Here is a 25,898-nt window from a genome sequence, read left to right as displayed (position 1 = left end):
GGGGCAGAAACCAGGATTCGGAGAGGTGAGCACCATGCAGCAGGACCGTTTCCCCGATCTCGTCGCGCGGGCCGGGCGCCTCGGCGCGCGGCTGCGGGAGAGGGGCGAGACCGTGGCGGTCGCGGAGTCCTCAACCGGCGGGCTGATCGCCGCGGCGCTCCTCGCGCAGGCCGGCGCCAGCGCCTACTTCCTCGGCGGGGGCGTGATCTACACGGCCGCGGCGCGCAGTGCCCTGCTCGGGCTCTCGGCCACCGACCTTGAGGGGATGCGCCCCTCCTCGGAAGCCTACGCGCGGCTTCTCGCGGAGCGGGCGCGCGGGCGCCTCGGCGCGGACTGGGGACTGGGCGAGACAGGCGCCGCGGGGCCGGAGGGCAACCGCTACGGCGACCCGCCCGGGCATTGCTGCCTCGCCATTGCCGGCCCGGTGGACCTCGTGCGGACGATCGGCACGGGCGGGGGCAACAGGCTGGCGAACATGCAGGCCTTCGCCGCGGCGGCGCTCGACCTTCTCGGCGAGGCGATCGGCGCGCCGGGCTGCTGAGCGGAGCCGGACGCGGGAACGGGCGGCCGCGGGGCCGCCCGTCGACCTAGCGGCGGCTCAGAGGGGGCCGCTGGGGGTGCTTGACCCGCTTCCCGAGCTCGGCGGGGCCGAGGGGAAGGCGGTGGGAGCGGCCGGCGTCGTCCCGGTTGCCGGCTGCCCCGTGGCTTGCTGGCCTGCGGGACCGCCGGGCGCCTCGCGGCCCGGCTCCGCGGCGCCGAGCCCGCGCCGGGCCTCCTCCGTGACGCCGCGCACCGTGTCCCGGGCCGCCTCCGCCGCGCGGCCGGCGGCGGTGCCGATCACGTCGCCCACGGAATCCGCCGTCAGCCCGTCCTTGCTCAGCTTCTCCTTCGAGATGGCGTAGGTATCGGCCGCGACCGCCTGCGCCCGGCCGATCCCCTGGCCGGCCACCTCCGCCGCCCGCTCCAGGCCCTGCTGGGCCAGGGTGCCGGCGCGGTCGGTCAACTCGTCGCTCGTCCGGCCCATCAGCTCGTCCTCGGTCCGCGTGCGCGGCAGGACCGCGCCCAGGGCGGCGCCGATCGCGAGGCCGAGGGCGCCGAGCAGCAGGGGCTGCTCCTCGGCCATGCGGCTCCAGCCGCGGCGGGCCGAGGAGGCCAGGGCCTCCGTTCCGGCGGAGCCCGTCTCCGCCGCGCGGCCCGCCGTGTCGCGGGCGCGGTGGAGAAGATGGTCCGCCGTGCCCGCGGCGCTCGAGGCGGCGTCCGAGACCCCGCCCGCGAGGCGCGAGGCGGCGTCGGCCGCGCCCGAGGCGGCGCTGGAGACCGCCTCCGCCGCGCGGGAGGCGGCGTCGCGCGCCCGGTCGGCCAGGTCGCCGGCCGTGTCGCCGAGGGAGGCCATGCCCTCGCGCGCGCCTTCCGCCAGGCCCGAGACCCGCGCCCGGCTGCTGGCCCGCGGGGCCCCGGCTCCGGCCCCGTAGTCCGCGGCGGCCGCGTCTTCGGCGGCGGGATAGTCCGTGAAGCGGGCCGCGCGCGGGTCGCCGGCCACGGGCGGCGGCAGGGCGAGCATCTCTCCCCGGCCGGGGGAGGACTTCCGGTCGCCGCCGAGGAGCAGCCAGCCCACGCCGAGACCGACCAGCGCCACCGGCAGGGGGTTGTCCCGCACGGAGGTGCCGAAGTTCCGCATGAAGTCCGCGCCGCCCGAGCCGCGGGCGTAGTCCACGAGCTGGTCCACCATCTGGCCCGGCGACATCCGGTCGCGCAGCGCCTCTATGGTCTCGGTCACCCGGGCGCGGGTCTGCTCGACCTCGCTCTCGATCTCGCTGGCCGACTTGCTGCCGGGATCCATGCTCTTGTCCATGCTCTTGTCCGTGCCGCTCACCGCACCGTCTCCTTCGCCGCCGCCGCGTCGCGCGAGAGCTGGTGGACCGTCCGCTCGGGAGTCAGGTTCCCGGCCTTCAGGGCCTTCAGCCCGCTCTGCAGCATGATGTAGCCGATCAGCGCCACCACCACGGCGACGATGAGGCCCGCCACCGGGGCCGAGAGCCCAAGGGTGACAAGGAAGGCGACCACCGCCTCGAGCAGGATGACGAGGGAGGCGAGGAGCAGCACGCCGCCGACCGCAATGCCGCCGGCCGCGGCCCCGGCCTTGGTCACCTTCTCGCTCATCTCCGCGCGGGCGAGCTGGACCTCCTTGCGGACGAGGGTGGTGGTCTGCTGGACGAGGTCCCCGAGCAGGTCGGGGACCGAGCGGTTGACGTCGGACATCACGCGGTCCTCCCCGTCTCGGTGCCCGCGGAGACCGTGGAGGCGTTGTCGGGCACCGGCGGGATGGTCGCGACCTCCGGGCCGGCGGAGGGATCGACCGGCATGGAGCCCGGCTGCGCGTCGCCCGCCCGGTGCGCGACGGCGCCGCCGAGGCTGGCCGCCGCTATGGTGGCGGGGTGGCTGCGGTGGGACGCCGTGATGGCGGCGCCGACCTCGGGCACCCAGCCCGGCGCGCCACTGGCCGTGGTGTGGCTAGGGCCGTTGTCCGCGACCGCGGGATGGTGGGGGTTCACGTCCGGAAGGGTCATGCGGCCCGTGCCGGGGAGCGTCCCGCGCGCCGCCGTGTCCTGGCCGGCACCGGCGGGTGACGCCTCCGCCGAGCTCTTGGCGAAGCGCGAGATGGCGAAGCCGGCGACGAGGGCGGCCCCGAAGAAGGCGCCGGGCTGGCGGCGCGCGAAGCCGCCGATCTCGTTGATCAGGTCGCCCACGCTCCGCTCGCGCAGCGCGGCCGAGACGCCCTCGACCGACTCCGCGGCGGCGCGGACGTGGCGGGCGATCTCCGGGGAGGAACCCTCGAGGTCGTCCGCGACGTGGCGCACGGCCTGGGCGAGGCCCTGCGCGCGCTCGGCCCCGATCGCCTTGCCCTGCTCGGCGAGGTCCTCGGCGCGCCCGCGGGCGGCGTCGGCGATGTCCGCCCCCTGGGCCTTGGCCTCGTCGAGGACGGAGCCCGCCTGGCGGCCCAGCTCGTCCTTCGCCTCGGCGGCCTTGGCGCCGGCCTCCGAGGCCGCGGCGCGGAGGTCGTCACGCGCCTCTTGCAGGGGTCGCTGCCCGGCGTGGTCCGTGGCCAGACCGTCTCTCGACAGATCGCTCATTCGCCCAGTCTCCCCGTGATCGGCCGGTCCCGCGCGAGGCGCGACGGACGCTTGCCGGGGGGACGACGCCCCGCCGGCCACGTCCTCAGAACCGCGAAGCCGGGAAATGGTTCCATCGGCCGCAACGGCGGCCGGCGGCGGCGTCAGTTGCCCGCGGGGGCCCCGCGCAGGGCGCGCCAGAAGCGCCGCGTGCCCGCCACCTGCTGGCGCCACCAGCCGCCCCGGACGAGCTCCGCCGGCGCCTCGGGGTCGCCGGTCCGGGGGAAGACGTCGCGGCGGAAGTCGCCGGTGCGGAAGACCATGTCCCAGAGGGGGAAGAGGACCGCGAAGTTGCGCCCCTCCTCCCCGGCCGAGAGGACGCCGTGGTGCAGGCGGTGGAAGCGGGGCGAGACGAGGAGCCGCTCGCCCACGCGCCCGAAGGAGAGGCGGACGTTCGCGTGGGACAGGCTCTCGGCCACGCGCAGGACGAGGACGATGAGCGGGAACTGCCCGGGCGGCACGCCGATGAGCAGCGCGAGGCCGCCGAACCACAGCGCCGCGATCATGTCGTCGATGACGTGGTTCCGATCGTCCGTCCAGAAGGTCATCTTCTCCTGGGCATGGTGGATGGAGTGGAGCGCCCACCACCAGGGGAGCCGGTGCTGCAGCCGGTGGCGCCAGTACTCGCCGAAGTCGAGGACGAGGATGTAGACGAGGAAGGCGGCGAGCGGCCGGCTCTCCAGCGCCGGCACCAGCGTCTCGAGATTGGGCGCGACCCAGCCGAGATCGGCGACAAGGCCCGCGACCTGCGCCTGCACGCCCGCGAGGATGACGAAGGCCATCAGCGGCAGCACGCCGAGGCGGGAGAGGAGCGTGTAGGCGATGTCGGTCCCCACCACGCGCCGGTCCTCCCAGCGCTCCACCGGCCGCCAGGCCTCGAGCGGGCGGCAGACGGCGTAGACGACCAGCACCTGCACGAAGCCGAAGACGAAGAAGTCCATCCAGGAGAAGGCGTCCTCCGCCCATTCCATCATGCCGAGCGCGTAGAGCGCGGGCTGGACGGCCGACTGGAAGAGCCAGCTCGTGAAGGAGTCGTAGAGCCGGGTCGCGGCGTCGAGCATCAGCGGCGGCCCTCGGCCGGAAGGGTGGCGAAGCAGAAGCCGCGCTCCTGCAGGCCCGCGATCAGGGGCTCGAGGATGCCGGCGAAGGGCTCGCGGCGGCTGCGGACGCCCCAGTGCATGATCAGGACCTCCCCGTCGCGGATCCTGGCGAGGTTGCGGTCGAGCAGCGCCCGGTTTGGGTGGGTGGAGGCGTCCAGCTCGTCGCCGAGGAAGCCGTTGGCGGTCCAGCCCTGGTGGGTCAGCCCGCATTGCCGGGCCATGGCGATGGCGCCCGGCGTGGTGCGCCCGCCCGGGGCGCGCCAGAGCGGCAGCACGGTCGCCTCCGGCACCATGGCGCGCAGCGCCTGGACCGGCCGCTCCAGCTCGGCGCAGAGGGCGGCGTTGTCCAGCACCTCCGCCCCCTCCCCCCCGCGGGAGGCGTAGCGGGTGCGGCCTGGGGCGGGGTCGCCCGCGAAGTACCAGTGGCGCCAGGTGTGGCTCGCGAAGACATGGCCCTCCGCCGCCCGCGCCCGCCAGAAGGGCGCCCAGGCCGGGGAGAGGGTGCGGTCGCCGCGGGCCGTCGGCTCGTCGGCCACGAAGAGGGTGGCGCGGACGTGGCGGCGGCGGAGGATGGCGGCGATCTCCTCCGCCTCGCGCGACCAGCCGGTGTCGATGGTGAGGTAGAGGGTGCCGCGGCAGGTCCCCGCCGCCGCCGGCAGGGCGATCAGCGCGGCCATTCCCGCGAGGAGGAGCCGCCGCAAGCTAGCGCGCGGCCGTCGCATCGGCGCGGGGCGCCAGGTTGCGCGCCTGGAAGAGGATGCCGTGCGGGGAGCGGCCGACCGGGGCGGTCGAGACCTCCCCCGTCTCCGGGTCCAGCAGCCCGACTTGGCGCGCCCAGCGGAGCGTGGTCCAGAGGCGGCCGCGCTCGTCGAAGGAGATGCAGTCCGGCCCGCCCGGCACCTCGTAGACGCGCATGATGTCGAGCGTCGCGGGGTCGAGCGCGGTGATGCGGCTGTCCACGCGGCTGGTCACGTAGATCGGCCCGCCGCCGGGGGACGGGAACAGCGCGTGCGCGCCCCGCCCGACCTTGATGGTGCGCTCCACGCGCCGGGCCTCGGGATCGACGACCGCGACGTGGTCGGACCCCATGACGCCGATGAGGAGCTTGCCGTTGTGCCAGATGATGCCGGCCGGCTCCCGCCCGACCTGGAGCGTCCAGGCGACCTGGCGCGTCTCGAGGTCGATGGCGGCGATGGAGCGGCTGCCCTGGACCGTGACGTAGGCGAGCTTGCTGTCCGGCCGGTAGGCGATGTGGCTGGGCATGTCGCCCGGCTTCACGCGGCCGAGGAGGCTGAGCGACGCCGTGCCCGCCTCCCAGGCGTAGATGTCCACCTGGTCGCGGCGCAGGCCGGTCACGACCAGCGTCTTGCCGTCCGGGCTGAACTCGAGGTTGTAGGGGTTGGCGATCCGCTCCCGCTTGCGCAGCTCGCCGGTCGCGGGGTCGATGAAGAGGATCTCGTTCCCCCCGGAATCCCCGACCAGCAGCACGTCCCGCGCCGGGGAGAGGACGAGGTGGTGGGGCTCGCGCAGCACCGGAATCTGGCGCAGCTCCGTCCGCGTCGCGACGTCCAGGACCTGGATGCCGGGGTCCATGGAGTTCACGACGAAGAGGACCTCGGCCCGCGCTTCCGGAAAGCTCCAGCCGCAGAGAAGGGGCAGCGCGAGGAGGAAGCGGCGCATGAAGGATGGGCTCCGGGCCGGGTGCGGGAAGGCGTGCGGGCGGGCCGGCTCAGCGCCGGACCCCGCGCGGCGCCTCCCCGTCTAGCACGGGGCGGCGCCGCGGGCACGCATGGGGCGCGCGAATTGGGGCGGAAATCGGCGCCCCGGCTACTCGACGCCCGCGCCGCCCTCGTCCGTCGGGTGGAAGCTGAGGGAGACGCCGTTCATGCAGTAGCGCTGCCCCGTGGGGCGCGGCCCGTCCGGGAAGACGTGGCCGAGATGGCCGCCGCAGGTCGCGCAGTGCACCTCGGTCCGCGTCATGAAGAAGGCGCGGTCGGTCTTGGTGCGGATCGCCCCCTCGATCGGCTTCCAGAAGGAGGGCCAGCCGGTGCCGCTCTCGAACTTCGTGTCGCTGGTGAAGAGCGGCGACTGGCAGCCCGCGCAATGGAAGACCCCGTCGCGCTTCTCGGCGTTCAGGGGGCTGGTGCCGGCGCGCTCGGTGCCGTGCTGGCGGAGGACCTTGAAGGCATCGGGCGCGAGGCTCGCCCGCCACTCCGCCTCGCTGCGCTGGACCTGGTACTCGTCGTCGCTCATGCCGCGCGCTCCTTCAGGCGATGGGCGAAGCCCTTGCGGAACTTGGCCACCTTCGGCGCCACCACGGCGCGGCAGTAGCCAGACCAGGGGTTCCGGTTGAAGTAGTCCTGGTGCTCGGCCTCGGCGGTCCAGAAGACCGGCGCGGGGGCGAGCTCCGTCACGACCTTGCCGTCGTAGAGGCCCTCGCGCTCGACCTCGGCGATCACCTCGCGCGCGGTCGCCTCCTGCTGCGGGCCGTCGAAGAAGATCGCGCTGCGGTACTGCGGCCCGACATCGGCGCCTTGGCGGTCCTTCGTGGTGGGGTCGTGGATCGTGAAGAAGATCCGCAGGATGTCCGCGTAGGAGACCACGGCGGGGTCGAAGACCACGCGCACCACCTCGGCGTGCCCGGTCCGCTTGCCGCAGACCTGCTCGTAGGTGGGGTTGTCGACGTGGCCGCCGGCGTAGCCGGACAGCACCTCGGAGACGCCGGTCAGGTTGCGGTAGACGGCGTCGAGGCACCAGAAGCAGCCGCCGCCGAGGAGGGCGACCTCGGAGCCGGGAGGGGGGGAGGAGGGGGTCTGCGTCATGCCGGGGATATGGTGATTCCGGGCCGGGACACCAAGGCGCCGCCCCGGGCTCCCTCCCCCCTTTGCCCTCCGGCGCGCGCCGGTCCAGTTTGCGCGGCGATGACCTTTCCCGCCCCCCACCCGGCCCCTTTCCCGGCGGCCGCGCCCGAATCCCTCGGCTTCGACCCCGCGAGGCTCGCCGAGGCCGTCGCCTTCGCCGAGGCCCACGAGACCCCCTTCCCCCGCGACCTCCTCGCCCACCTCGAGGGCGGGCATTTCGAGCCCGCGCCGGACAACGAGGTGCTCGGCCCCGTCCAGTCCCGCGGCGCGCCCAACGGGCTGATCCTGCGGGACGGCGTCGTCGCCGCGCGATGGGGCGACACGCGGCAGGCGGACATGACCTTCTCGGTCGCCAAGTCCTGCCTTTCGGTCCTGGCCGGGATCGCCCATGGCGACGGGCTGATCCCCGACCTCGACGCCCGGGTCTCGGACAGCGTGGACGACCCCGCCTTCGACGGCCCGCGCAACGCCGCCATCACTTGGCGGATGCTGCTGCAGCAGACGAGCGAGTGGGAGGGCACGCTCTTCGGCAAGGAGGACCGCATCGACCGCGGCCGCGACCTCGCGAGCGAGGGGAAGAAGCCCAAGGGCTGGCCGCGCCCGCTGGCCGAGCCCGGGCAGCACTGGGAGTACAACGACGTCCGCGTGAACGTCCTCTCCCTCGCCCTGCTGCGCCGCTTCGGCCGCGCGCTTCCCGAGGTCTGGCTCGAGCGGGTGATGGAGCCGATCGGCGCCTCGCCGGACTGGCGCTGGGAGGGCTACCGGACCTCCGTCGTCGACCTCGGCGGCGAGCCCGTGGTCTCCGTGCCCGGCGGCGGGCACTGGGGTGGCGGCATCGTCACCCACGCGGAGGACCAGGCGCGGCTCGGCCTGCTGATGCTCAACGACGGCGTCTGGAACGGGCGCCGCCTGCTACCGGAGGGCTGGGTCGCGGCCTCGGGCGAGCCGGTGGCGCTGCACCCGGACTACGGGCTGCTGTGGTGGCTGAATCGCAGCGGCCGCTTCCCGGCGGCGGACCGGGCGAGCCTGCTCGCCGTCGGCGCGGGCGGGAACACGGTCTGGATCGAGCCCTCCAGCCGCGTGGTCGCCGTCTTCCGCTGGCTGCACCCGGAGGCGCTGCCGGGGATGATCGCCCACGTCGTCGGCGCCCGCGGCGCCTGAGGGGCCAGGACCATGCACGCCGAGATCCACGCCGAGACCCTCACCCTCGACACCCATGTCGACATCCCCTGGCCGGAGATGGTCGACCCGCGGGGCGAGACGCAGCGCAACGTCGACTTCGCCCGGATGAAGGCGGGCGGGCTGAAGGCGGTGGTCTTCATCGCCTACACGCCCCAGGGCCCGCGCACCCCGGAGGACCACGCCGAGGCCGGGGCGCGCGCCGAGGCCATGCTCCGCCACATCCGCGACACCGCCCACGGGCAGGGCCGCCGCATCGTGACGCGCGTGGCCGAGCTGGAGGAGGCCAACGCGCGCGGCGCCACGGCCGTGCTGCTGGCGGTGGAGAACGGCAACGCCATGGGGCACGACCTCTCGCGCCTGGCGCTCTGGCGCGGGCTGGGGGCGATCTACCTCACCCTCACCCATGACGGGCACAACGACCTCGCGGACGCGGCCCGCCCGCGCCGCGATCGGCCGGAGCCGCCCGCGCTGCACGGCGGGCTCTCGGCGCTCGGGCGGCGGGCGGTGGAGGAGATGAACCGGCTGGGGATGCTGGTCGACGTCTCCCACGCCTCCCGCGATTCCATGATGCAGGCGGTGGCGTGCTCCCGCGCGCCCATCGTCGCGACCCACGCCTGCTGCGCCGCGCTGCGCGACCACCCGCGCAACCTCGACGACGGGCAGCTCGACGCGCTGCGGGACTCCGGCGGGCTGATCCAGATCACGGCAGTGCCCGCCTTCCTGCGCGCGCCCGGGCCGGACGGGCGGTTCAGCGCGAGCGTCGAGGACATCGCCGACCACGTGGACCACGCCGTGCGCCGGATCGGCCTCGCCCATGTCGGGCTGTCCTCCGACTTCGACGGCGGCGGGGGCGTCACGGGCTGGATGCACGCCGGGGAGACCGGGGGGCTCACCGAGGCCCTGCACCGCCGCGGCTACGACCGGGCGGCAATCGGCGCGCTCTGGGCCGGCAACTTCCTCCGCGTCTGGCGGCGGGCGGAGGAGGTCGCGGCGGAAGGGTTCTAAGGGCGTTTCAGCCCGAGACCGGGACGGGCAGGCCGGATGACGCGGCCTCGTGGTCATCAACCGTCGCTTCCCGGCGCCCCAGCGGCACGACCCGCTCGATCTCGGCCAGCAGGGCCTCGCGGGTGAGCGGCTTCGACAGGTAGCCGTTCATCCCGGCCGCCCGGCAGGCCTGGCCGTCGGCGTCGACGACGCCGGCGGTCAGGGCGACCACGGGCACGGCGCCCCCCTCCCCGGCCGGCCGGGCGCGCAGGCGCCGCGCGGCCTCCAGCCCGTCCAGGCCGGGCATGGAGAGGTCCATCAGCACGAGGTCGAAGGGGTCGCCGCACCGGGCGGCGCCCCGCACCGCCTCCAGCCCCTCCGCGCCGCCGGGGGCGAGCTCCGTGCGGTGCCCGGCGCGCTCGAGCAGGGCCTGGGCGACGAGCCGGTTGGTGGGGACGTCGTCGACCACGAGCACCCGGAGCGGGCGCGCGGCGGGCGGCGTGCCGGCGGCCGGGAGGGCGTCCGGCGCCTCCGCGGCGTCGAGGGGCAGCTCCACCCAGAAGAGCGAGCCGGTTTCGCCGCGGGCGATGGCCTCGGCGTCGTCCTCCACGCCGATCCGCCCGCCCATGGCCTCGACGATCCCCGCCGCGATGGCGAGGCCGAGGCCGAAGCCCTCCGCGCGCGGGGTGTCCCCGGCGCCCTCCAGCCGCACGAAGTCGCGGAACACGTCCGCGCGGCGCTCGGGGGGGATACCGGGGCCGGTGTCCAGCACCTCAATCCGGAGCCGCGCGCCGCGGCCCGCGACCCGGCTGCGCAGCACCACGCGGCCCCCGTCCGGCGTGAACTTCACGGCGTTCGAGAGAAGGTTCAGCACGAGCTGGCGCACCCGCATGGCGTCCAGCATCGCCCCCGGCGGGAGGGCGGGGTCGTGCTCGGTGAGGAGCGCGATGCCGGCGCGGAGCGCGGCCGGGCGGATGAGGGCGGCGCAGCCCTCCAGCAGCGGCGCCAGGGCGGCCGGCGCCCGGCGGAGCGGCATGCGCCCGGCCTCGACGTGGGAGAGGTCCAGCACGTCGTTCGCGACGCCCAGCAGGTGGCGCCCGGCGGCCTCCAGCAGCAGCGCGCGCTCGCGCTGGAGCGGGGACAGCCCGGGGTCGCCCGCCAGCGCCTGCGCCATGCCGAGCACCCCGTTGAGCGGCGTGCGGAGCTCGTGGCTCATCCGGGCGAGGAAGAGCGACTTCGCGGCCCCGGCCGCCGCCGCGGCGTCGCGCGCGGCCGCCAGGTCGGCCGCGGCGCGCTTCTGCTGCGTGATGTCCGTGCGGATGCCGACCGAGCCGCCGCCGGGCACCCGGCGCTCCGTCACGAGGATCCAGCGGCCATCGGGCAGGAGGCGCTCCAGCGGCGGGGAACTCCAGGCGTGCCGGGCGTGGGCCAGCGCCTCGGCCACGAAGCGCTCGTGGTCCGGGCCGGCCTGAGGGTACTGCCCGTGCCGGACGCCGTACCGCAGGATGTCGGCGAGCGTCGCGCCGGGCCGGATCGCGGGCGTGCTCTCGCGGTAGAAGTCGCGGTAGCGCTGGTTGCAGACGATCAGCCGGTCCTCCTCGTCCCACATGACGAAGCCGTCCGACATGGCCTCGATGGAGCCCTCGAGAAGCTGGCGGCCGCGGGCGCGCTCCGCCTCCGCCCGGTCGCGCTGAGCCAGCATGACCAGCAGGAGGGCGGCGATGCCGATCGTCAGCGCCGCGAGGCCGCCCCCGGCCATCAGGATCCGCCCCTCGCTCTCCTCCCAGGCCGCGAGCGCCGCGGCCGCGTCCTGGACGACGACCACCTGCATGGCGGGGTAGAGGGTGCGGCGGCGGCCGACGTAGCGGCCCGGCCCCTCCTCCCCGGCCTGGGCCTCGGGCACCGGCTGACCGATCCGGGCCTCGTCGTGCGGCGCGCTGGCCAGCAGCACGCCGTCGTCCGTGCGGATGAGCATCGCGCGCTGGCCGGGCGCCTCCCCCGCCGCGCCGCGGTTGCCGAGGCTGGCGGCGACCACGAAGATCGGCACCTCCGCCACGGCCAGCAGCGGCGGCAGGCCGGGCAGCAGGATCGCGCGCGGGCGGAACAGGGCCCATTCGCCGGTCGCCGGGTTGCGCACGGGGCCGGCGACGGTCGCGCCGCCGCCGGGGGTGCCGAGCTGGCTCGCGGCCTGCCGCAGCGCCGCGTGGGGCAGCGGCGGCGGGCGGCGGCGGGAGCCGGGCAGCGCCGCCGCGACGGGCGCGCCGCCGTCCGCGGGAAGCAGGACGAGGTCGCGCAGGCCGACGCTGCTGTCGACGAGCCCCGTGAGCACGCGGGAGAGCGCGACCGAGCGCCGGGCGGAGGGGCCCTCGGCCTCCACCCCCGGCAGGGCGGCCGCGAGCAGGCCGGACAGGCCGGCCAGGGCGCTGTCGGCGGCGAGGAAGCTTCGGTTGACGGCCGCGGCCGCGCCGTCCGCCAGGGCGGCGACCTCGGCGCGGGCGTTCGCGTCCGCCGTCGCCCGGCCGCGGTGGACGATCTGCCAGGTCGTCAGGCCCTCCAGGACGAGGAGCGCGACGGCGCCGAGCAGGATGCCCCGTCCCGCCGCCGGCAGGCGGAAGCGGCGCGCGGGCGCCGGGCCGGGGCGGGCGGCGGGCCAGGGAAGGGCCCGGGGCACCGCCGGGGCGTGGCCGTCGAACCCGCTCACGGCCTCAGCGCGGCTCCGGCGCCGGGATGCGCAGCTCGTCGCCGACGCGCGAGTTCCAGCCGTCGGCGCAGCCCGGCCCACAGCGGTCCACCCAGCGCGGCATGACGACCTCCCGCACGAGGCGCCGGCGGAGCGCGTCGTCGGCCGCCGTGGCCTGCACGACGGTCATCCGGCCGCGGGCGCGGGGCCCGGCCGGGCCGGCCATCAGCTCGGCCGGGCATTCCGGGCGCCCCGCGTCGCAGGCGAGGCCGATTCCCGTCTCGGCCTCGGCGGCGTCCCAGATCCGCGTCTCCAGCGCGGCGACCTCGGCGCGGAGCACCTCCCGCAGGGCGGGCGGCAGCGCCTCCCAGGCCGCGCGGTTCGCGCCGAAGATCGACACGCCCCAGTTGAGCGCCATGGCGTGGACGTGGCTGGTCACCTCGTTGAGGCCGATCTGCCAGCCCGACAGGGTGCCGGTGACCGCGCACTCGACGACGCCGGCGCGGACCGACGGCACGATCTCGGCGAAGGGGATCACGACCGGGACGGCGCCGAGCGCGGCCATCCACTCCGAGATGGCCGTGGAGGAGGAGCGCACGCGGCGGCCGCGGAGGTCGTGCAGGCCGGCGAAGGGGCGGGCGCAGAAGAGCACCTGCGCGGGATAGGCGTAGACCCCCAGCAACTCCGTGTCGTGCTGCTCTCGCAGCGTGGCCTGCAGCCAGCCGCGTTGGGCGGTGAGCACGCGCCGGAGCGTCGCCATGTCCGGCGACACGCCCGGCAGGTCCAGCGAGGAGAGCTCCGGCTCCTCGGCGGCCGCGACGGAAAGGATCACGGTGCCGAAGGGCGTGACCCCCAGGCGGAGCAGGCGCAGCGCCTCGGGCCCGCGAATGCCGCTGCGGTCGAAGGGGGCGATGTCCGCGACGACCTGCCCGCCCGTGGCCTCGGGCACGCGGCGCGTCCAGAAAGGCTCCTCGAAGCGGGCGTACTGGCTGACGCCGGCCAGGCCGCCGACGACCTGCAGGCGGATCGGCGCGGCGGCCGGGGCCGGCGGCGTGGCGGCGGGCGCCCCTTCCTGGGCGGGGGCGGGCGCGCCGGGAAGAATGGCCGCGAGGAGGGCGCCGAGGAGAAGCGGGGCGAGGCGGCGGCAGGCGCCGCGAAGGGCGCTGCCGATGGCAACCCGAAGCACGCGCATGGTGACCCTCCTTCCGCGACGTCCCCAGACGGCCGCGGGGGCGCGCGGGCCGCCGCCCGGGCCGGTGGCCGCGGCGCGGGCGGCGCGCCGGAAGGGCCGCCGGCGCGCCGCCGGGTCACTCGAGCCGGATGCCGGCGGACTGCACGAGGAGCCCGAGCCGTTCGGCATCCCGCCGGACCAGGGCTGCCGCCCCGGCCGCCGTGCCGCCGCCCGGGATATACCCGCTGTCGACCAACCGTCGGTTAATGGCGGGGTCGGCGATGCTGCGGCCGAGCGCGGCCTCCCAGCGCCGCACGATCTCGGCCGGCAGCCCCGCGGGGCCGAGCACCATGTACCAGACGGACATGTCGTAGCCGTCGAAGCCCGACTCCTGCACCGTCGGCACCTCGGGAAGGGCGGAGGCGCGTTCCGGCAGAGTGGTGGCCAGCGCGCGCATCCGCCCGGCGCGGATATGCGGCAGGTAGGTGGCCAGCGTGTCGATGTTCACGTCGACGTCCCCGCCCATCAGCGCCGTGACGGACTGGCCGGTGCCGCGGTAGGGGACGTGGGTCATCCGCCACCCGGCCTTCTGCGCCAGGAGCTCGCTCGCCAGGTGCTGCTGGCTGCCGACGCCGGAGGTGCCGTAGTTGAGGCCGCCGGGCTTCTCCCGGGCCAGCGCGCCGAGGTCGGCAAGGCTCCGGGCCGGGCTCTCGGCGCGCACCACCACCACCAGCGGCAGGGTGCCGACGAGCAGGATGGGCGTGAAGTCGCGGAGCTGGTCGTAGGGCGGCGGGCGCATCATCGGGGCCACCGCGCATTGGGTGCTGACGGTGCCGGTCAGCAGCGTGTAGCCGTCCGGCCTCGCCCGGGCCGCGGCCGCGGAAGCAAGCGTGCCGCTGGCGCCCGGGCGGTTCTCGACGGTGATGGGCTGGCCGAGCTCCTCCTGCAGGCGGGGCGCGAGCATGCGGGAGACGATGTCCGTGCCGCCGCCGGGCGCGAAGCCGACGAGCATGGTGATCGGGCGCGTCGGGTAGGCTTCCTGCGCCGCCGCGGCGAAGGGCAGCGCGGCAAGGCTGCCGACGAGGGCGCGTCGCGGGACCATGGGCTTCCTCCTGTTCTGTTGTCCGGCGAGGCTGGACCGGGGCGGGCACGACCGTCCAGGCCAACCGCGCGCACGCCCTTGCGAACCCGTCCGCGCTTCCGTGCAGGCCGGTCGCCAAGGGGGAGATCCGGCGGTGACCACCGGGCTGGCCGGGCCGGTGCGCGAGGGCTCAACATAGGTTGTGGAAGCCCGGCGGCGGCTCCGCATGGTGTGGCGATGGAACGAAGCAATCGCTCCCCTCCCCCGCCCGGCGCCGCCGGCGGCGGCCTCCGCGACCTCCCGGTTCTGGCCGAGCGCCGGAACGCCCTGCCGCGGCCCTGGCCCTGGGCCATGCCGCACGGCGCGCAGCGGGTGGCCGTTTTCAGGCGAGGCTCCGTGGGCAGGGAGGCGGCGGAGCAGCCGATGTTCGGGCGGATGGAGGCCCGGGCGCCCGGGCCGGTGCTCCGCCGGTGCCGGTCCTGAGGGAGCCTCCGGCCGCGGCGCCGGCGTGGCAAGAGGGTCGAGGGAGACGCGCGCGAGCCATGACACCCGAGAACACGTCCTGCGAGGAGGCCTTCCGCCGGGCGCGCGCCCAGAAGGCGCGGATCGCCCTGCAGCAGGAGGTCATCGACAACCTCACGGAGCGCGGCCTCACCGAGCTGCTGCCGCCCGCCCGCCGCGTCCTCGCGCGCCTCCAGGGCACGGACCGGCTTATCGGCGAGCAGCTCCGCGGCATCGTCCTGGCCCTGGCGACGTCCGAGGAGCCGCCGCCGGCCGGGTGAGGTCCCCAGGCCGCCTCGGCAGCGCCCGGGCGATCACGGAGCGGGGATCGCGGCAGGGGCACCACACCCTCGTCACACCTTCGCCCGATTGGCCGCCGATAGACCCACGCCTCGGGGACCGGACCATCCGATCCGCGCCGGACCGGGATGCGGCGCATCCCGCCCCACGGTGAAGGGACGTTTAGCCAGCATGCGGACAGCTTGCTTCGTGAACAGGCGGCGCGGCGCGCCACGGCCGGCGCTGGCGCTGCGGCTCGAGCCGACAGGGCACGCGCGGCCGGGTGGCGGCGGGCTGCCGCGGCGCCGGGCGGCGGGGCGGCGCGCGATCGACGTCACCGTGTCGGCGGCGCTCCTCGCGGTCACGCTCCCCTTGCTCGCGCTCGCCGCCCTCGCGGTCCGGCTGGACAGCCCAGGGCCCGTCCTTTTGGGCGAGCCGCATCTCGGCGAGGGCGGGCGGGTCTTCCGGCTGCTCAGCTTCCGCTGCACGGAAGGCGCCGGCGGCGCCGCGCTCACGCGGGTCGGCGGGCTCCTCCGACCGCCGCGGATCGACCAGCTCCCCGTGCTGTTCAACCTCTTCCTCGGCGACATGACCCTGGTTGGCCCGGCGCCCGTGCCCCTCGGCGCCCCCGGCGGGACGGCGGGCCGCCCCGGCCTGACCGGCTGGGCGGCGCTGAGCTAGGACAACGGAGCCCGGGCCGGCGGTCGCGGCGGATCAGCGCAGAAGCCAGCCGAAAAGCTTTCCCAGGCTCCACCACAGGCCCGCGGAGCCGAGGAAGACGAGGACCGCGCAGACCGGCCAGGGCAGTCGGCTGCGGGACCGGGCGCGGCGTTCCGCCGGGAGGGGCGTCATGGCCGGCCACGCGGGATGGCGGGCCGGAAGGGTCCGGGGCGGCGGCCCGTCCCGGTTGAGGCCGGTTCCGGTGACGTGCCGGAACCCGGCCTCATCGCGGATCGAGCCGCTTCTGCGCGCGGCGGAGCATCCAGCCCCAGAGGCCCGGCACCTTGCCGATCGCGTCCCGCAGGGCGCGCAGCTCGGCCTCTGCCCTCGACTTCGCGACGGTCGCCTCCACCGCCTGGCCGCGCGCGACCTGCCGGCCCTCCTCGAGCTCGGCGAGGCGGCGCGCCAGGAAGCTGTCCGACCCGCCCTGCTCGATCTCGCGCAGGCGGGTGCGGGCCTCCTCCAGCTCGCGGCGGAGCTGCACGATCTCGGCCTTCGGGTCCGAGCGGTGGCGGGACGCCCTGGCGGGCTTGGGAGGACGGCGCCTCATGCGTTTTGCTCCTGCGGTCGCGGCCCGGCCCTGGTGCCCCTCCCCCGCGCGAGGGCGTCCTGCCCCGTGCGGCCCGGCGCATCCGGGCCCGGCCGCCCCTACCTCGCAGGGCCCGCGCTCCAAGTCACGCCCCGCGCGGTCGTTTTGACGGCGGCACCCCGTCGCGCCTGCTTGGGGGGCGCACGGTGGTGTTCCCTGGCTTCTTCGTTCCGCCGATCTGCGAGGCTCATGTCTTGTGTCGCCTCTACTGGGTGTTGCCGTCCACTGGTGTCCTCACGGAGGGTAGAGCAGGGCGAGGCAAGTTCCATGCCCTCTGCACGGCGCCAATTTTTCAATAACTTGCGTTACCATGCTCATTCGAAACATCTGAGTTGTAAGGATTTTCGACTTCCGCGGGTCGAAACGGAAGGGGGTGCAGCCGGTCTGGACCGTGCCACGCCATGCACCGCGGGCACGGGGAGGATGGGGCGGCCAGGCGCGCGGGGAAGGGGCAACGGTCGCCGCGCGGCGCGAGTTGGGAGAGCACAGAGACCGGGCGGGGCGACGCCGTGCGAGGGGCTTCTCGGCCTTCGTCCGCAGAGGCATGGCAATCGGGCGCGCGCGACCAAGGACGTCGGAGCCCGGCGGTTAGCGCGGCGAATTACTGGCTGCGCATGGCGGTCGCCGTGGTTCCGATCCTTTCCCAATGCCGCCAGACAAGGTGGGCACTCGGATCCGGGATAAGCACGCCGGACACGGCGGGATCGCCCGCGAACTCGGCCTGTGCGTCAGCCAGACGCTTCACCGCGGAAGGCCGCTACTCGATCCTGCCGCGTTGGCAGGTGCCGGCCAGCGTTTCCTCCTCGGCCGTGCGCCCACCTTCTAGGTCGTCTGTCAGGAACACCGTGTTGAGTGTCGCCGCCTGCCCTTCTTTTGCGGCGACCAAGCGGTAGTGATAGGCCAGTTCTCCGGCTCGGTCGGGCAGGCTCCAACGGATGTCGTACCCGCTGGGGTTCTCGAAGACGTGGCTGTTTGCCTCAACGGGTCGCCCGTTCAAGCGCCGGAGCTTCCCCTGGTTCAAGGAAACCGAGACGGTCAGCGTGTCGCTGCGATTGTTCTGGAACACACAGGACAAGCCATAGCCGGGCAGCATCACCTCGGCCAGCATCTCGGCGGGCAGGGCAATGGGAGCGCTCAAGGAAGCCGGGCGCCGTGCCTCGACGACCCGACCTGTTGAACAGCCCGAGCCTGAAAGCGCCACTAGCCCAACGACGAGGTGAGTCATCCGTATCATTATTGATATTTGGCTAGGGGAACGAGAGTTTCAACGTATCGGTGCCGGCGTTGTAAACGCCCCTCGGGAAGGCGTTCACCAGGACCACAGGAGAAACGAGTGACTGGGGTGGCAAGCCGCCACGCGGTGGACTGGGTCGGATGTTGATGGCGCAATCGCAGGAGCCGGGCTGAGGCGAGGGTGCTTTGGCGGTGTGGTGGCGTTCCAGGGTGCGTCAGGACGAATCCCCGCGCGGGCGGTAGCGGAGCCAGGAGTGTGGGCGGGGGGTGTTGTCGTGCCGCCGCCACTGCTCGATGAGGAGCTTGGCTTCGGCGAGGGTGTTGAACAACTCGGCGCTGAACCGTTCGTCACGCAGCTTGCCGTTGACGCTCTCCAAATCGTCGTCCTTCCAGGGACTGCCGGGGTTGATGAACGCGGCCCTCGCACCCACGCCGCTGAACCAGTCTTTCACGTCCATGGCGGTGAACTCGGGTCTGTTGTCGGACCGCACATGACCCGGCCCGCCGCGCTGAATGAAGGGGGCGGAAGCGTCGATCACGTCCGCGGCCCTGCGTTGTCGGCCCAGGCGGGTGACAAAGTCCTCGCGGGTGAGATCGTCGATCTCGGGAGAACGGCTGGTTTGGTCACGTTCAACAGCCGGAACTTGCGCCTGTCCCGGGTAGGGTCCTTCACGAAGCCGCAGGTGCAGGCCTAGTTCGGCAACAGGCACGTGCAGAAGCTGTCGTTCACCCACGGCCGCTCGAGCCTGTGCCGGCGGGCGGGCAGCTTCAGGCCTTTGCGCGCCCAGCTACGCTCCACGCGCTTGATCTAGCCAACTTCAGGCTGCCGTACTCGCTCCGCCAGTGGTCGTAAGTCTGCGCCGCCACCCCGATCATGCGCACCGCCCCCAACACCGGCTTGCCCCGGGCGATCAGCATCGAAACCTGCCGCAGCTTGGCGACGGCTGAAGGAATACCTTCGGCCCGCCGGCTCGTGGCGGTCCCTGGTCGCCTCAACATTTCCTCTGGTTCCGACGGGCTCACCATGCCGGCAAATGGCTCCCACAGGGAAAGGCCGCACAATACCGTTTCGATTTTCTTATGAATCCTTGTTTAACGAAACCGGCTCGGGTAAGCCTTCTCGAATTCGCAACAATCACGTATGCGTGAGCCACGCTGGGAAGAATAATGCAAAGGTCTGCTGCATCTGCCGTTGCCTTTCTTCTCCTCGCCTTCTCTCCGCCGCAACAAGTCCTCGCACGTGATCTCGTCTACCAGCCTGTGAACCCGGCCTTCGGGGGCAGCCCACTCAACGGTTCCTTCATCCTCGGGCAGGCGAGCGCCAACAACTCGCGCTACGTGGAAAGTCCGCAAGCCAAGCGCCAGCGTCAAGCGCAGGAAGCCTCGGGGCTCAACTCGAACGACCCGGCGGCTCAGTTCCAGCGCCAGATCACGTCCAGCCTCCTGAGCCAGATCGCGTCCACCGTCAGCCAGCAGATCCTCGGCGAGAACGCCCGCGACAGCGGCCAGTTCTCCGTCGGCGGCACTTCCGTGGTGTTCAACCGGGTCGGCGGCCAGATCGTCATCGACATCAACGAGGGCAGCACGGGTGGACGAACCCAGGTGACCCTCCCGGTGCCCAACTTCTGAACCATGACGAGCCTTGGCTCTTCAGCGGCGGCTGCGTGCCTGCTCGCGCTCGCCGCCTGCGGCACCATCCCCGCCACGATGCTGGCCGAGAGCCCGACGCTTGGGCGCCGGACCGAGACGGTCAATGAGCTTCGCGCCCTCCCCGCGCCCCAATCGCAGCTTGACGTGGCGGTGTTCAGCTTCCTCGACCAGACGGGGCAGCACCGGCCGAACAACAGCTTCGCCGAGTATTCCTACGCGGTCACGCAGGGCGGCGCGTCCATCCTCATCAACGCCTTGATGGAGGCCGGCCGCGGCGATCATCCCTGGTTCCACGTGCTCGAGCGCAACCGCGTGGCCGACCTGCTGCAGGAGCGCCAGATCATCCGCGCCAACCGCGCGGAGAACGTGGGACCGGACGCGCGCCCCCTGCCGCCCCTCGGACCGCTCCGCAACGCGGGACTGATCGTGACGGGCGGCATCATCGCCTACGACAGCAACGTCCTGACCAGCGGCTTCGGCGCCACCTATCTCGGCATCGGCGCCTCCACGGAGTACCGCCGCGACAACGTCTCGGTTTTCCTGCGCGCCGTCTCCGTGCTGTCGGGAGAGGTGCTGGTCAGCGTCACGACGGACAAGACCATCTACAGCGTCGGCCTCAGCAGCGGCGCCAACCGGTATGTCGGCTTCAACCGCCTGCTGCAGATCGAGGGCGGCGTCACCACCAACGAGCCCCGCCAGCTTGCGGTGCGCCAGGCCATCGAGAAGGCCGTCCACACGATGATCGTGGAGGGCGCGAGCAAGGGCTTCTGGGGTTTCGCCGACGAAGCACGCGGTCGCGACCTGGTCCGTGAGTACGAGACCACGCGCGACGGCCAGATTCCGCCACAGGTCACCGCTGAACCTCCTCCCAGCGGATCAATGCCCCGTGGCGGGGAATAAGAAGGAGGAACGAACCATATCATCCCGGAAAGACACCTTCACCATGAGAAAAATTCTCCTCGCGGGCGTGGCCGTCCTCGGCCTGTCCTTCGGCGCCATGGCGTCCGACAACACCGCCCAGATCGACCAGGTCGGCAGCTACAACGTGAACCAGCAGACGCAGCTCGGGACCTTCGGCAACGTGCGCGCCAGCCAGGCCGGCAACTTCCAGAGCAGCACCCAGACGCAGGCGGCCGGCAGCACGCAGAATCGCGCCCGGGTGATCCAGACCGGCGGCAGCAACACGGCCTCGCAGGTCCAGAACGGGTCTCAGAACAACGGCGTCTATGGCTTCAACAACCCTGAAGGCGCCTTGATCAACCAGTCCGGCACGAACGGCAGGGGCACCCAGACGCAGTCCGGATCGAACAACTACGTCCGGATCACGCAGTCCGGCGACTCCAACGCCGCCAGGCAGACCCAGAGCGGAAACATGAACTATGCCCGGGCCGGGCAGGTCGACGGCTCGCGCAACACCATCACCCAGACCCAGTCGAGCTCCTCCAACATGACCAGTGCTGATCAGTTCAATGCCACGAACAGCAGCGCCACGCAGAGCCAGAGCGGCAACGACTCCAACTCGGCCTACACTCAGCAGCAGAATGGCGACCGGATGACGGCCGTCGGCACGCAGGTCGGCTACGGCAATAACTACTATACCATCCAGAGCGGCAACAACCAGCTTGCTCTGGTCAACCAGAACGGCAACAGGAACCAGTCCTACGTGACCCAGCGCTAGTTCCTTAGCCTCCGGCGGGGGAGGGCGCCGCCTTGCCCCGCCGTTTCCCTGAAAGACGCGAAGGTGAGAGTGTTTCTCCTCGTTCTGGCCGGCATGACGACGGGACCGGCCTTGGCGGCGGACACCCAGACCATGACCGACCAGGTGACCCAGCGCGTCATCTCCCGCGGCGGTGCCGGCCAGGTCACGGGCGCCACGCAGCAGGGTCCGGGCAACTGGGGCGAGACGAGCCAGAGCGGCACCAACAACACCGCCCGCATCCTCCAGCAGGGATCGGGCAACCTCTCCGTCATCACCCAGAGCGGCAGCAACCTCTCGGCCGAGAGCCTGCAGACGGCCGGCGCCCGGGTGCGGATCGATCAGACGGGTGCAGCCGGCGGCATCCGCGTGCAACAGACCGGCCCGGGCGCGGGCGCCGCCTCCATCTTTTCCTCCGGAGCCCCCGTCACGGTCACCGTTCGCTAGGGCGGCGCGCTTTCCCCCCGCCCGTCAGAGTGACCATCCGCCGTCGACCGAGATCGACGCGCCGGTGACGAAGGCGCCCAGGTCGGCGCTCATCCACAGCACGGCGTCCGCGATCTCCTCCGGCTTGCCCAGCCGGCCGACCGGCTCCAGGTCGATCGCCTTCTGAATGTCGCCGCCGGTGAAGCGGTCCATCATCGGGGTCTCGATGTTGCCGGGTAGGATGGCGTTCACCCGGATGTTGGACTTGGCGTAGTCGAGCGCGGCGGACTTGGTCAGCCCGATGATGGCGTGCTTGGAGGCGGCATAGGCCGCCCCGCCGGCGACCCCGCGGATACCCGCGCCCGACGAGGTGTTGATCACCACGCCGCTGCCCTGCCGGAGCATCTGGGCCAGCTCGTGCTTCATGCAGAGGAAGGTCCCGCGCAGGTTGATGTCGATGATGCGGTCCCACTCGTCGAGGTCGATGTCGGCGACGGGCGAGGCCTTGTTCTCGACGCCGGCGTTGTTGAAGGCGATGTCGAGGCGACCAAAGGTCTCGACGGTCCGCGCGACCGCCGCCTCGACCTGCTCAGGCTTCGATACGTCGCAGGCAAGGGTCAGCACCTCGCCGCCCGACTGCCGCACCGCGGCCTCCGCGTCGCGCAAAGCATCCGCGCTGCGGTCAAGGAGGGCGACGCGCGCCCCCTCGGCCGCGAAGGCGACGGCGGTCGCTCGGCCGATGCCGCTGGCCGCGCCTGTGATGAGGGCAACCCTGCCCTGGAAGCGGTGGAAAGGGGGCATGAGGGGCACCTTGCATGAGCGATGGTGGAGAGGATGGACTGGCCGCGATGTGGGGGAGAAGGGCCCGACAAGGAGGCGCAGGGCGTTCAACGGACCGATGAGCATGGCTCACCGTGCGAGCCGCGTTTGCGGTCCGAAGCTCGGTGAGCTCGTCCGCCCGCGAACCCGCAGGCCAGGCAGACCGGGTGTACTCAGAAGCCGAGCGGGCGAAGCTCGCGGATGGTCGCGATGAGGAGGCGCAGGGCGGCCGGCACCTGCCGGCGGCCCGGGTAGTAGATGTGGTAGCCGGGACCGGTGGTGGCCCAATCCTCCAGCACGAGTCGAAGATCGCCCCTCTCACAGAAGGGCGCGAAGATCGGCTCCAGGCCGTACATCAGGCCCATGCCCGCCAAGCCCAGGGCGAGCATGGCCCTCGTCTCGTCGATGGTGATCCGGCCGGGGACCGGCACGGCGAACTCTCCGTCCGGTCCCTTGAACTCCCACCGGTACAGATTGCCATCCCCGATCCTCACCCGCAGGCAGCGATGCGCCTGCAGGTCCTCGGGGCGCTCGGGAGTGCCGTGGCGATCCAGGTAGGGTGGGGCGGCCGCCACCACCCAGCGCAGATCGGCCGAGAGCCGCTGCGCGACCATGTCCTCGGGCACCGTGCCGCCGTGCCGGATGCCGGCGTCGAAGCCGTTGTCGACGATGTCCAGCAAGCGGTTGCTCGCCACGATCTCGACCTCGACATCGGGGTACCGGTCCATGAAAGCCGGCAGGACCGGGGCGAGCAACAGGGGTGCCGCGTCGACGGGCACGTTGAGGCGTATGCGGCCGGTGGGGGCGTCGCGGAAGCGGTTGAGGTTCTCGGCCGCTTGGCCGATTGCCTCGAACGGCGTCGCGATGGCGGCCCGCAGTTCCTCACCGGCTTCCGTCAAGGTCACGCTGCGGTTGGTCCGGTGGACGAGCCGAACCCCAAGCCGGCTTTCCAGCCCTTTCAGGGCATGGCTCAGGGCGGAGGCGCTGACACCCAGCTCGAGCCCGGCGAGCCGGAAGTTGCGGTGCCGCGCGATCGCCAGGAAGTAGCTGAAGTCGGCGAGGTCCGATCGGGTGACGGTCATGGTGCGCCTGTCCGCTCAAGCGCGCCGTCGCAGGCTTCCCGCGCGGGCGAAGCACGACCGAAAGCGTTGCGTTGGAGCGGCCGCGAGCGGCTCGAACAGCATCATCTAAGCCTTTCGACCCTGATCTTTACCGCCTCCGGCGGGTGGGAGATGCTGGCGTCCCGTAACGCGGCCAAGATCGACGATACCAGTGGATGGGACCCAGCCGCCACGGGTGTGGATCACGAAGTGATCGGTGCTCCAACGCCTCAGGATCCCAAGCGCGAAGTGCCCCCCACGCGATTTCTGGAGGAGGCGTGGGCAGTTTGGCGGCTTTCTTCGGGCCCGGGTGGTCACGCCTGCCAAAGGTCGGAGGTAGCGTGCTCCGCAGCGATCGTGCCGCGGCGTTGTCGCTCATCCCGGCCGTCACCTCTCCCCAAGGGGAGGTGATCCGAACGCGCTCCTGCGCCGACGCTGGTCCTGCGAGCGAGGGTTGCGCCCAATTCAGTCGTCCATTAGCCAAAACGGAAGGGCTGAGAGGGCGCACCGCAGGGGGGTGGAAACGGCCTCCGCGATCGACATAGGCGCTCACGGGCGGCGCCGGAGGTCATCCGGTTCTCACTTCCTCGGTGTTACGGCCTCTGCCGAGCCATGCTGGCGGGACACACGCCGCGTGCACCGTCAGCAGCTTGGGACCCGTGGGACAACGTCCTCCCCGCCATCCGGGACCTGCCCCTGCGAATGCTGATGGCGTCGCACGAACGTGGCACCGTGCCCCGCGGACACCGGTCGCGCGCATTCTCAAGGCGACAGTTCCGCAGCGGCGTCGTCCCAGCTTTGCAGTGGGAAGGCCTGGTCGTAGGCGAGGTTGAAGACGAAGGCGTAGGCCACGTAGAAGGCCGCGATCGCGATATCCATGACGAAGGCCTGGGCGAGGCTGATGCCCAGGTACCACGCGATGGGCGGAAGCAGGATCACGAGCAGCCCCGTCTCGAACAGCACGGCGTGAGCCACCCTCAAGGGAAGGCTCTTGCGGGTGTGTCCGGCCCGACGCTGCATCGCGTGGTCGAAGCCGAGATTGTAGACGTAGTTCCAGGCCGTCGCAGCGAGGGCGCTGCCGACTCCGATCACGCCCATTTCGGAGGCGGGCAGCCCGAAGAGCAGGGTCCCGAGCGGGATGATGAGCGCAAGGCCGATGACCTCGAACAGAACGGCGTGGCGGATACGGTCGCGTGTGCTGCGCATGGTCTTGCCCCGAAATGCCTGGGTGGTCCGCCGATTTCTATCGGTGATACTCGGGACATCAAGTTGGTTTATATCTGGAAGACAGATAGATGGGTGTCACGTTCGATCAGCTTCAAGCCTTCGTTGCGGCGGCCGAGGCCGGGTCCTTCTCCGGCGCGGCCCGAGCGCTTCGCAAGGCGCAATCGGCCGTCAGCACGCAGGTGGCGAACCTCGAGACGGATCTCGGCCTGGACCTGTTCAGTCGGGTGGGTCGGAACCCGGTGCTCACCCCGGCGGGGGAGCGGCTCTTGCTGGAGGCACGCGTGGTGCTCGACCGGCGCGAGCACCTCGTCGGCGTGGCGACCAGCCTGGAGCAGCGGGTGGAGAGCCGGCTCGTGGTCGCCATCGACGAACTCTACCCCGAGCACGCGCTGGGCGCCCTCTTCGCGGAGTTCGCCCGGCACTTCCCCTTCGTCGAGCTCGAGCTGCTCTTCCCGCTGATGGAGGATGTCAGCCGCATGGTGCAGTCCGGCACGGCCGACCTGGGTGTGATGTGGCGGCAGGAGGGACTGCCGACGGAGCTTGGATTCCAGACACTCGGCTGGGTGCCTCTCAAGCTCGTCTGCGGGCGCGACCATCCGCTGGCGAAGGAGAGGGTCGCTTGGGAGGAGCTGAAGCGCTACCGCCAGATCCTCGTGGCCGCGCGTGGCGACGGGCCGGAGAAGCGCCGCCTGAGGGTGGCCGCCGAGGTCTGGTGGGTGGAGAGCCACTGGGTGATCCTGGAGATGGTCAAGCACGGGATTGGCTGGGCCTTCGTCTCCGACCACGTGATCGCCTCCTCCCCCGCCGCGCCGGACCTCGTCACGCCGGACCTGCAGTTCGACAAGGGTGACTGGCCCGTGGCGCTGGAACTGGTCTGGCACAAGCAGCGGCCCTGCGGCCCCGCCGCGACCTGGTTGCGGGAGCGCCTCGCGGCGCAGCGGATCGGTGGCTTGCCAGGCAAGGATAGCGCCGGCTGAGGATTGAACCCTGCGCCGGGCCGCAGCGGCACGCGCCCTTGAATCGATGTTCGCTCCCCCGCACCGGTAGCTCGGAAGCAAACAGGCTCCTCTCGGCTAATCCAGCCAGGACAGCCGTGTTCCCACTTCAGCAGTCTGACGGCGATTGCCCGCTTCCCGGATGCGTCCGCTCATCCCGCCAGCACAGCCGTCGTTTTACCCTCGCGCCTTGAGTTTCGATGGCCGACATCGACAAACGGGACCTGAACGAGCTGGCCGCATCGCATGCGGCGCTCGGCGAGGCCTGAGGGCGCCCCACTGCCGCCCTCTGCCATGCCCAGCAGTTCCGCGGGCAGCTCGCCGATGTTGCCCCAACCGGAGCATGGCCGTGCCCGGCCACTTGCCTGCTCGCTGATGGCCTGCTCGCCCAGAAAAAAGCGTGAGGTTCCACGCCCGGTAGGTTGGAAGCGGCG

General features: G+C 72.7%; 28 protein-coding genes. 11 read left to right on the top strand and 17 right to left on the bottom strand.

Annotated elements, in window-relative coordinates; translation table 11 throughout:
- The first annotated feature begins 34 nt into the window (after positions 1-34).
- The gene (locus EAH89_RS15345) at positions 35-541 is read left to right on the top strand and encodes a CinA family protein (protein WP_140884616.1); all 507 of its coding nucleotides are present in this window, start codon (positions 35-37) and stop codon (positions 539-541) included.
- 57 nt (positions 542-598) lie between these two features.
- Here the strand turns inward: EAH89_RS15345 and EAH89_RS15340 are convergent, their stop codons facing one another.
- From EAH89_RS15340 to msrA, 8 genes are all read right to left on the bottom strand, one after another.
- Complete coding sequence (locus EAH89_RS15340; RefSeq protein ID WP_140884570.1) at positions 599-1,873, bottom strand: DUF3618 domain-containing protein; 1,275 nt, start codon at positions 1,871-1,873, stop codon at positions 599-601.
- On the bottom strand, positions 1,870-2,259 hold the full coding sequence (locus tag EAH89_RS15335; RefSeq protein ID WP_140884569.1) for a phage holin family protein: 390 nt from the start codon (positions 2,257-2,259) through the stop codon (positions 1,870-1,872). Before EAH89_RS15335 ends, EAH89_RS15340 begins: the two co-directional genes overlap by 4 nt.
- Complete coding sequence (locus EAH89_RS15330; RefSeq protein WP_140884568.1) at positions 2,259-3,131, bottom strand: hypothetical protein; 873 nt, start codon at positions 3,129-3,131, stop codon at positions 2,259-2,261. Before EAH89_RS15330 ends, EAH89_RS15335 begins: the two co-directional genes overlap by 1 nt.
- Before the next feature lie 143 nt (positions 3,132-3,274).
- Positions 3,275-4,231, bottom strand: a complete 957-nt coding sequence (locus EAH89_RS15325) for a sterol desaturase family protein (RefSeq protein ID WP_140884567.1) — start codon at positions 4,229-4,231, stop codon at positions 3,275-3,277.
- Entirely contained in the window at positions 4,231-4,971 is a 741-nt protein-coding gene (locus tag EAH89_RS15320) for a polysaccharide deacetylase family protein (protein ID WP_241667038.1), read from the bottom strand. Before EAH89_RS15320 ends, EAH89_RS15325 begins: the two co-directional genes overlap by 1 nt.
- 1 nt (position 4,972) lies before the next feature.
- Positions 4,973-5,950, bottom strand: a complete 978-nt coding sequence (locus tag EAH89_RS15315) for a YncE family protein (RefSeq protein WP_140884565.1) — start codon at positions 5,948-5,950, stop codon at positions 4,973-4,975.
- 147 nt (positions 5,951-6,097) lie between these two features.
- Positions 6,098-6,523, bottom strand: coding sequence for a peptide-methionine (R)-S-oxide reductase MsrB (msrB, locus tag EAH89_RS15310; RefSeq protein ID WP_140884564.1), 426 nt, complete (start codon positions 6,521-6,523; stop codon positions 6,098-6,100).
- Complete coding sequence (msrA, locus tag EAH89_RS15305; RefSeq protein ID WP_140884563.1) at positions 6,520-7,092, bottom strand: peptide-methionine (S)-S-oxide reductase MsrA; 573 nt, start codon at positions 7,090-7,092, stop codon at positions 6,520-6,522. The genes msrB and msrA overlap by 4 nt, the downstream gene beginning before the upstream one ends.
- Positions 7,093-7,191: 99 nt before the next feature.
- On the opposite strand from msrA, the gene EAH89_RS15300 reads away from it, so the two are divergent.
- Together EAH89_RS15300 and EAH89_RS15295 are read left to right on the top strand one after the other, a co-directional pair.
- Positions 7,192-8,292, top strand: a complete 1,101-nt coding sequence (locus tag EAH89_RS15300; RefSeq protein ID WP_140884562.1) for a serine hydrolase domain-containing protein — start codon at positions 7,192-7,194, stop codon at positions 8,290-8,292.
- Positions 8,293-8,304: 12 nt separating this feature from the next.
- Positions 8,305-9,318 (top strand): dipeptidase, encoded by a 1,014-nt coding sequence (locus tag EAH89_RS15295; RefSeq protein ID WP_140884561.1) that lies wholly within the window; start codon positions 8,305-8,307, stop codon positions 9,316-9,318.
- Positions 9,319-9,325: 7 nt separating this feature from the next.
- Here EAH89_RS15295 and EAH89_RS33090 read toward each other — a convergent pair whose 3' ends face one another.
- From EAH89_RS33090 to EAH89_RS15280, 3 genes are all read right to left on the bottom strand, one after another.
- A complete protein-coding gene (locus tag EAH89_RS33090) occupies positions 9,326-11,998 on the bottom strand; it encodes a hybrid sensor histidine kinase/response regulator (RefSeq protein ID WP_140884560.1) in 2,673 nt (890 codons plus the stop codon).
- Positions 11,999-12,002: 4 nt separating this feature from the next.
- On the bottom strand, positions 12,003-13,169 hold the full coding sequence (locus EAH89_RS15285; RefSeq protein ID WP_140884559.1) for a TRAP transporter substrate-binding protein: 1,167 nt from the start codon (positions 13,167-13,169) through the stop codon (positions 12,003-12,005).
- Between the two features lie 115 nt (positions 13,170-13,284).
- Positions 13,285-14,250: a Bug family tripartite tricarboxylate transporter substrate binding protein gene (locus tag EAH89_RS15280; protein WP_161993615.1), complete on the bottom strand. Its 966-nt coding sequence runs from the start codon at positions 14,248-14,250 to the stop codon at positions 13,285-13,287.
- A gap of 216 nt (positions 14,251-14,466) precedes the next feature.
- On the opposite strand from EAH89_RS15280, the gene EAH89_RS15275 reads away from it, so the two are divergent.
- The 3 genes from EAH89_RS15275 (at position 14,467) to EAH89_RS15265 (ending at position 15,690) form a co-directional block, all read left to right on the top strand.
- A complete protein-coding gene (locus EAH89_RS15275; protein WP_140884557.1) occupies positions 14,467-14,712 on the top strand; it encodes a hypothetical protein in 246 nt (81 codons plus the stop codon).
- A 59-nt stretch (positions 14,713-14,771) separates the two neighbouring features.
- Positions 14,772-15,011 (top strand): hypothetical protein, encoded by a 240-nt coding sequence (locus tag EAH89_RS15270; RefSeq protein WP_140884556.1) that lies wholly within the window; start codon positions 14,772-14,774, stop codon positions 15,009-15,011.
- 208 nt (positions 15,012-15,219) lie between these two features.
- Positions 15,220-15,690 (top strand): sugar transferase, encoded by a 471-nt coding sequence (locus tag EAH89_RS15265; RefSeq protein ID WP_161993614.1) that lies wholly within the window; start codon positions 15,220-15,222, stop codon positions 15,688-15,690.
- Between the two features lie 262 nt (positions 15,691-15,952).
- Here the strand turns inward: EAH89_RS15265 and EAH89_RS15260 are convergent, their stop codons facing one another.
- The 3 genes from EAH89_RS15260 to EAH89_RS15250 form a co-directional block, all read right to left on the bottom strand.
- Complete coding sequence (locus EAH89_RS15260) at positions 15,953-16,279, bottom strand: hypothetical protein (protein ID WP_140884554.1); 327 nt, start codon at positions 16,277-16,279, stop codon at positions 15,953-15,955.
- A 796-nt stretch (positions 16,280-17,075) separates the two neighbouring features.
- Entirely contained in the window at positions 17,076-17,456 is a 381-nt protein-coding gene (locus EAH89_RS15255; protein ID WP_140884553.1) for a hypothetical protein, read from the bottom strand.
- 310 nt (positions 17,457-17,766) lie between these two features.
- The gene (locus EAH89_RS15250) at positions 17,767-18,285 is read right to left on the bottom strand and encodes an integrase core domain-containing protein (protein ID WP_161993613.1); all 519 of its coding nucleotides are present in this window, start codon (positions 18,283-18,285) and stop codon (positions 17,767-17,769) included.
- A gap of 433 nt (positions 18,286-18,718) precedes the next feature.
- Here EAH89_RS15250 and EAH89_RS15245 point away from each other — a divergent pair, with 433 nt between their 5' ends.
- From EAH89_RS15245 to EAH89_RS15230, 4 genes are all read left to right on the top strand, one after another.
- Entirely contained in the window at positions 18,719-19,180 is a 462-nt protein-coding gene (locus EAH89_RS15245) for a curli assembly protein CsgF (RefSeq protein WP_140884551.1), read from the top strand.
- 3 nt (positions 19,181-19,183) lie between these two features.
- Positions 19,184-20,101 (top strand): CsgG/HfaB family protein, encoded by a 918-nt coding sequence (locus EAH89_RS15240; protein ID WP_140884550.1) that lies wholly within the window; start codon positions 19,184-19,186, stop codon positions 20,099-20,101.
- 43 nt (positions 20,102-20,144) lie between these two features.
- Positions 20,145-20,879: a hypothetical protein gene (locus EAH89_RS15235; protein WP_140884549.1), complete on the top strand. Its 735-nt coding sequence runs from the start codon at positions 20,145-20,147 to the stop codon at positions 20,877-20,879.
- A gap of 69 nt (positions 20,880-20,948) precedes the next feature.
- Complete coding sequence (locus EAH89_RS15230) at positions 20,949-21,344, top strand: hypothetical protein (protein WP_140884548.1); 396 nt, start codon at positions 20,949-20,951, stop codon at positions 21,342-21,344.
- Between the two features lie 24 nt (positions 21,345-21,368).
- Here the strand turns inward: EAH89_RS15230 and EAH89_RS15225 are convergent, their stop codons facing one another.
- From EAH89_RS15225 to EAH89_RS15215, 3 genes are all read right to left on the bottom strand, one after another.
- Complete coding sequence (locus tag EAH89_RS15225) at positions 21,369-22,124, bottom strand: glucose 1-dehydrogenase (RefSeq protein WP_140884547.1); 756 nt, start codon at positions 22,122-22,124, stop codon at positions 21,369-21,371.
- 191 nt (positions 22,125-22,315) lie between these two features.
- Complete coding sequence (locus tag EAH89_RS15220) at positions 22,316-23,224, bottom strand: LysR family transcriptional regulator (protein WP_140884546.1); 909 nt, start codon at positions 23,222-23,224, stop codon at positions 22,316-22,318.
- Between the two features lie 780 nt (positions 23,225-24,004).
- The gene (locus EAH89_RS15215) at positions 24,005-24,448 is read right to left on the bottom strand and encodes a PACE efflux transporter (RefSeq protein WP_140884545.1); all 444 of its coding nucleotides are present in this window, start codon (positions 24,446-24,448) and stop codon (positions 24,005-24,007) included.
- An 89-nt stretch (positions 24,449-24,537) separates the two neighbouring features.
- Between EAH89_RS15215 and EAH89_RS15210 the strand changes: the two genes are divergently transcribed.
- Positions 24,538-25,446 carry a LysR family transcriptional regulator gene (locus EAH89_RS15210; RefSeq protein ID WP_140884544.1) on the top strand — a complete coding sequence of 303 codons (909 nt, stop codon included), beginning with the start codon at positions 24,538-24,540 and terminating at the stop codon, positions 25,444-25,446.
- Positions 25,447-25,898 lie beyond the last annotated feature (452 nt).

This window comes from Muricoccus nepalensis (genome assembly GCF_006438825.1).
GTDB lineage: Bacteria > Pseudomonadota > Alphaproteobacteria > Acetobacterales > Acetobacteraceae > Roseomonas > Roseomonas nepalensis.
The sequence above is the reverse complement of the archived record's forward strand: the minus strand, read 5'-3'. Positions and strand labels throughout refer to the sequence as shown.